The organism is Dietzia sp. Cai40 (assembly GCF_014145165.1).
Classification (GTDB): Bacteria; Actinomycetota; Actinomycetes; order Mycobacteriales; family Mycobacteriaceae; genus Dietzia; species Dietzia natronolimnaea.
Genome location: NZ_JAALEB010000411.1, coordinates 1 through 5305, shown reverse-complemented (window position 1 = coordinate 5305; position 5305 = coordinate 1). Strand labels below are relative to the sequence as shown.

Below are 5305 nucleotides of genomic sequence, written 5' to 3'. Positions count from 1 at the left end.
CGCCGTGGTCCGGATCGTCGTCGGCGGGGCCGCGCCCCGGGTCGTCATCGCGCGCGGCGTGGGGACGACGGCGGAGGTCATCGACGTGCGGCAGGTGACGAGGTGCCTGCGGGCCATCCACGCCGGGGCGCCCATCGCGATGGCCTCGTCCGGGCAGGTCATGGTGTAGATCGAGACCCCATCGGCCTGCCGCCACCGGCCGTTCCGGAACACCACCCAGAACGGGTCTCCCGAGATGTCGCCGGCCATGACCGCCCAGCCGGCGTCGCAGTCGATGATCCGCGCTCCGCTGTCCGGGTACCCCAGGTCGGTGTTGATCACCCCGGCGTCACACACCGCCGCGGGTGCGGGGACGACCGCGGTGGGCGTGGCGGGAGCGGTGGTGGTGGCGCGAGAGGCCCGGGTCGAGGTCGCGGTGGTGCTGGGGCCGGCCGGGGCGGTCACCTCGGGAGACGTCTCGTCGCGCGATCGCATCAGCGCGACGGTGGTGACGGTCGCAACGAGGACCCCGACCACCACGACCACCGCGAGGGCCGCGTAGACCGGCGACCGACCGCCTCCCCGCACTCCGTCGGTCCCGGTCACGTCGCCACCCCGTCGCCCTGGCTAGAGGGTCATCCCGGGCGGTAGCGGACCGATCGGGGTCGCGTCCCCCGCGCCGGCGAACGGGTTCCACACGTAGATGGTGGAGGCGTAGACGGCCTCCGCATTCGGTTGGCCCGCCACCGGCTCCTGTTGCACGCGCAGCTCCACGTGGAAGTCGCTGTGCTGCCCGAGCAGGACACGCGGCGTGGTGCCGGGCTGCGTCGCGACCTGCTCGCCCCGGTGGAACAGCACGACACGGGTGGGCGACGAGACCGTCCCGCCCGCGGTCTCCAGGAACAGGTAGCCGAGTTCACCGCACAGGTTCCCGCTCTGCCCGACCGTCCACCCGACCCCGGGGAACGGCCCGGGGGTCTGCGCGGCGATCCGCTGCACGTCCACCGAACACCCGGCGGGCGGAGGCATGAGGGAGTCGGTGTTGACCGCGGATGCAGCGGGCGCCCAGGACGCGAGCAGGCCGGCGGTCAGGGCCGTGGCGGTCAGGGCCCTGACGTTCGGTGTTCTGACGTTCGGTGTGCTGACGTTCGGTGTGCTGACGGTTCCGGGCATCGAGATCGCCTCTCCGATCGAGTACACCCCATGGTGACACGGGTCACACCGGAGAACCACCGTGAGTGGTGACCGGGCGCCCCCCGACCCCTCGGTACGGTGGGACCACCCGGCGGCGCACCCCTCACGCCGCCCGATGAGGAGAGTGCCGTGACCGGTCGATACGCCCCTGGACACACTCTGGATCAGGCCGTCGCTCTCGAACGCGGCGGCGAGAACCTGGTCCGGGGCCGCACGGTCGACGCGTGGGCCAACATGGTCGGGCCGTTCGGCGGGACGACCGCGGCGACGATGCTGCAGGCGATCCTGCAGCACCCGGAGCGACACGGTGACCCGCTGGCTCTGACGTTGAACTACGCGGGCCCGGTGGCCGAGGGCGAGTTCGAGATCGAGGTGCTTCCGACCCGCACCAACCGCTCCAACCAGCACTGGTGGCTCGAGATGCGCCAGGGCGATCAGGTGGTCACCACCGCCACGGCGATCACCGCGCTGCGCCGGGAGACGTGGTCGGAGACCGAGGTCGGCCCGCCCGGGGTCCCCGCACCCGAGGACCTGACCCCGGCCGCGGCGGACCGTGGGGTCAAGTGGGTGGACAACTACGACATGCGGTTCGTGACGGGGGCGTGGCAGTCGGTCGAGGACGGACAGACGAGCCCGGATTCGACGACGACGATGTGGATCCGCGACACCCCGCCCCGCCCACTCGACCACGTCGCGCTCACCTCGATGTGCGATTCGTTCTTCCCCAGGTCATTCCTCCGGCTCGGCCGGCCGATCCCCGCGGGAACGGTCACGCTGACGATCCACTACCTGGCCACCACGGACGAGATCGCGGCCCAGGGCACGGACTTCATCCTGGGCAGCGTCCACGCCCACCGGTTCCACGGCAACTACCACGATGAATCGGCGAGACTGTGGGGCCGCGACGGCACCCTGCTCGCCACCAGCCACCAACTCATGTACTTCAAGTCCTGAGTACCGCGGGCCGGAGGAGGACCCAGCACATGTCGACCACTCGGAACCACACCACCCACGAGGTCCTCAACCAGGCGCCGCCGCGCGTGGACGTGGACGAGTACGCGCTCAATCCCGCACTCCGGGAGGCCGTGGGAGTCTTCGCGCCCGGCGCGGTCACCGACCGATTCCACGAGATCGGCCGACACGTGGGCACCGGGCAGTACCAGCACGACGCGGAGCTGGCCAACACCCTGCCGCCGGTGCACCGCGCCCACGACCGGTGGGGCAACCGGGTGGACGAGATCGAGTTCCACCCCTCCTATCACCGGATCATGGAGTACTCGGTGTCCCGCGGGGTGCACACCTCCGCCTGGGCGGACCCGGGGCCCGGCGCCACCGTGGAGCGGGCCACCGGCTTCATGCTGGTGTCGCAGATCGAGGCCGGGCACGGGTGCCCGCTGTCCATGACGCACGCCGTGGTGCCGTCCCTGCGGTTGAGCCCGGAGCTGGCCGCGGAATGGGAGCCGGCGCTGATGTCCAGGGTCTACGACCCCGAGCTGCGCGACCCCGCCACCAAGTCGGGGGTGTTGTTCGGGATGGCCATGACCGAGAAGCAGGGCGGGTCGGACGTCCGGGCCAACACCACCACGGCCACCCCGGTCGGGGACGGCCTGCACGTGCTGCGCGGCCACAAGTGGTTCTGCTCGGCCCCACAGTCGGACGCCTTCCTGGTGCTGGCGCAGGCACCGGAGGGACTGAGCTGCTTCCTCGTCCCCCGCGTCCTCCCGGGCGGCGAGCGCAACCCCTTCCTGGTCCAACGCCTCAAGGACAAGCTGGGCAACAAGTCCAACGCCTCGTCCGAGGTGGAGTTCGACGGCACCCTGGGCTGGATGGTCGGCGATCCCGGCCGTGGGGTGCGCACCATCATCGAGATGGTCGGGCGCACCCGCCTGGACTGCGTCCTGGGCGCCACGGCCGGAATGCGCCAGGGCGTGGCCGAGGCCGCGTGGCACGCCCGACACCGGGCGGCGTTCGGGGCGACCCTGGTGGACCAGCCGGCCATGGCCGCCGTTCTGGCGGACCTCCAACTCGAGGCGGAGGCCGCCACCTGGACGGCGACCCGCCTGGCAGCGGCCTATGACGACGACGAGTCCGCCGCGTACCGGAGGCTGGCCACCGCGGTCGCCAAGTACTGGACGTGCAAGCGCGGACCCAACCACGCCTACGAGTCGCTGGAATGCCTGGGCGGCAACGGCTACACCGAGGCGTTCCCGCTGGCCCGCCGCTACCGCGAGCAGCCGGTGCTGGCGGTGTGGGAGGGCTCGGGCAACGTCATCGCGCTCGACGTCCTGCGCGCGATGGCCCGTGAGCCGGAGTCGGTGGCCGCCTTCGATGCCGAGCTCACCGCCCAGACCGGGCACCACGTGCTGTTCGACCGGCACGTCGAGCGCGTCCGCGGGCTGATCGGGCGCGCGGTGTCCGATCCGGCCGCGGCGCCCGCGATCGCACGACGACTCGTCGAGGCCATGGCACTCGCCCAGCAGGGCGCGGTCCTGCTCGCGCACGCCCCGGCGGCGGTCGCCGAGGCGTTCTGCCTGGCCAGGCTCGGCGACGAGCGCTCGGCCGAGTACGGTGCACTTCCCGACGGCGTGGACGTGGCCGCGCTCGTCGCCCGAGCCTGATCACGGCATCTGCCACCACCCCGCTGTCACCACGGCGCTGTCACCACCGCGCTGCCACCACCCCGCTGTCACCACCGCGCTATCGCCACCGCGGGGAGAAACGACACCGCCAGTTTCGCTATTCGGCTGACAGTCGCGTGAGGGAGGTCACAGACTGGAGGGACCCCGACAAAGAGGTGCAGTATGTCAATCGATGGCGATCCGCGCGATCCGGTCTACCGGCCGGGCCCGGCCCCCCTCCGCTCCCACCTGCCGATCCTGGGCGGGACCCTCGAGTACGTCGAGAATCCGCTGGCCACGATGGCCCGCCGGTACCGCGATCACGGCCCGGTCTCCGAACTGAGCTTCCTCGGCGCCACCTGGACCGCGCTGATCGGCCCCGACGCGTGCCAGATCGCCCTGCAGAACGCCGACAAGGCGTTCGCCAACGGCCCCGGCTGGGGATACCTCGTCGGCCCGTTCTTCGACCGCGGGCTGATGCTGCTGGACTTCGCCGAGCACCACCACTACCGGCACCTCATGCAGGAGGCGTTCACCCGCCCCCGGCTCGAGGGATACGCCCGTACCCTGGCCCCGCTGGTCGAGCGCGGGATCTCGAGCTGGACCCCTGATCGGGCGTTCGAGGTCTACCCCGCCCTCAAGTCGCACACGCTCGATCTGGCCACCGAGGTGTTCATGGGCGGCGCCGAATACGCCGAACCCGGGGAGATCGAGCGGGTCAACACCGCGTTCGTGGACTGCGTGCAGGCCGCCAACGGTTACATCCGCTCGACCGCTCCCCTGCCGTTCACCAAGTGGGGTCGCGCGACCCGCGGCCGGCGCCTGCTGGAGGAGTTCCTCCGGCGCCACCTGCCCGCCCGCCGTGCCAACCCCGGTGAGGACCTGTTCTCGGCCCTGTGTCAGGTGGCCGACGCCTCCGGCGGGATCGACGACGACGACATCATCAACCAGATGATCTTCCTGCTGATGGCCGCGCACGACACCACGACCAGCACCGTGACCTCCATGGTCTACGAACTCGGGCGCGATCGGGAGTGGCAGGAGCGCTGCCGGAGGCAGTGTCTGGAACTGGGCCCCTCGCCGACCCTCGCCGAGCTGGAGGGCCTCACCGACCTGGACCTGGTGATGAAGGAGACGCTGCGGCTGCACCCGCCGGTGCCGGTGCTGGCGCGCCGGGCGGTCAAGGACACCGAGGTGCTCGGGGTGGCGATCCCCAAGGGACGGCTCGTCTCGGTGATGCCGCTCCTGTCGCACCACATGCCCGAGTACTGGACCGACCCGGAGATCTTCGACCCCGAGCGGTTCACCGAGGGCAGGCGCGAGGACAAGTCCCACCGCTACGCCTGGGAGCCCTTCGGCGGCGGGGTACACAAGTGCCTCGGCATGATCTTCGCCAACCTGGAGTCCAAGCTCGTCCTCAGCGCGCTGCTGCGGCACTTCGAGTGGTCGGTGCCTCTGGACTACGTCCCGCCCATGAAGAACGACTCGCTGCCGTTCCCCGGTGACGGGCTCCC

At 71.2% G+C, this 5305-nt stretch carries 6 protein-coding genes; 4 read left to right on the top strand and 2 right to left on the bottom strand.

Features of this window, described 5'->3' with window-relative positions; all coding sequences use genetic code 11:
- Together G6022_RS14615 and G6022_RS14610 are read right to left on the bottom strand one after the other, a co-directional pair.
- The coding region (locus G6022_RS14615) for a hypothetical protein (RefSeq protein ID WP_206682386.1) at positions 1–585 on the bottom strand (585 nt) is incomplete at its 3' end.
- A 21-nt stretch (positions 586–606) separates the two neighbouring features.
- Positions 607–1008 (bottom strand): LppP/LprE family lipoprotein, encoded by a 402-nt coding sequence (locus tag G6022_RS14610; protein WP_241731242.1) that lies wholly within the window; start codon positions 1006–1008, stop codon positions 607–609.
- On the opposite strand from G6022_RS14610, the gene G6022_RS16960 reads away from it, so the two are divergent.
- The 4 genes from G6022_RS16960 to G6022_RS14595 form a co-directional block, all read left to right on the top strand.
- Entirely contained in the window at positions 1007–1189 is a 183-nt protein-coding gene (locus G6022_RS16960; protein ID WP_241731241.1) for a hypothetical protein, read from the top strand. The genes G6022_RS14610 and G6022_RS16960 overlap by 2 nt on opposite strands.
- A gap of 113 nt (positions 1190–1302) precedes the next feature.
- On the top strand, positions 1303–2127 hold the full coding sequence (locus tag G6022_RS14605) for a thioesterase family protein (RefSeq protein ID WP_182639856.1): 825 nt from the start codon (positions 1303–1305) through the stop codon (positions 2125–2127).
- A gap of 29 nt (positions 2128–2156) precedes the next feature.
- Positions 2157–3791 carry an acyl-CoA dehydrogenase family protein gene (locus G6022_RS14600; RefSeq protein WP_179523763.1) on the top strand — a complete coding sequence of 545 codons (1635 nt, stop codon included), beginning with the start codon at positions 2157–2159 and terminating at the stop codon, positions 3789–3791.
- 183 nt (positions 3792–3974) lie between these two features.
- Positions 3975–5305: cytochrome P450 (locus G6022_RS14595; RefSeq protein ID WP_182691853.1), on the top strand; the 1331-nt coding region annotated here is incomplete at its 3' end.